The sequence below is a fragment of the Spongiactinospora gelatinilytica genome (assembly GCF_003236385.1).
Taxonomy (GTDB): Bacteria; Actinomycetota; Actinomycetes; order Streptosporangiales; family Streptosporangiaceae; genus Spongiactinospora; species Spongiactinospora gelatinilytica.
The window spans coordinates 1-716 of sequence record NZ_POUA01000795.1 but is presented as its reverse complement, the minus strand read 5'-3'; the positions used below and the strand labels follow the sequence as shown (position 1 = coordinate 716).

Below are 716 nucleotides of genomic sequence, written 5' to 3'. Positions count from 1 at the left end.
CCGCAGGACCTCGCCCCGCCCGGCCTCGCGCCGCTGGCCGCCCTCGGCATCACCAACCTGCCGTCGCTGCCCCCGGGCCCGCCGCCCGGTGCCTCCTCCGGCCGCTCGCTGTTCGAGCCGCTGATCCCGCAGGAGCCGCCGGAGCCCGAGGAGCCGGAGGAGCCCGATCTGCACGCGCTGATCGAATCGGCCTTCACCGGCCTGGAGGACAAGACCTGGGCGGTGGCCCAGAACCGGGTGTTCACCGACTCGCCCGGCGCGGTGGACGAGCTGGCCAAGCTGTTCGCGGTCTCGACGCCCGAGATCGAGGAGGTCGAGGCCGACCTCCGGGTGCGGTTGAAGAAGTGGCTGGTGAGCGATGACGCCCGGCCGTACCGTACGCACCTCGCCGACGTGCAGCAGGCACTGGGCAAGGCCGCGCCGAAGGCGCGGCTGGTCGAGGCCGCGGACTGGCACGGCAAGGAGATCCGTGCGCTGGAGGTGCCGGGCTGGCAGTTCGTGCTGGCCTCGCTGCCGGGGCACCGGCTGATGGACGGCTGGATCGTGGACGGCGACCTGGACGAGTTGCACGAGCGCACCCGCAGCCTGATCATCAACGCGGACCGTCCGCCGACGCTCGAACAGGCCATCGAGCTGGTCGTCGGCATCGGCATCCATCCGGAGGTGGCCAGGGACTGGCTGGCCAACGTCCCCCGGCTGCGCATCCTGAACCAGCC

At 72.3% G+C, this 716-nt stretch carries 1 pseudogene; it reads left to right on the top strand.

The features are described 5' to 3' along the window. Positions 1-716 (top strand): annotated as a pseudogene (locus C1I98_RS39450) (hypothetical protein); the annotation flags it as partial.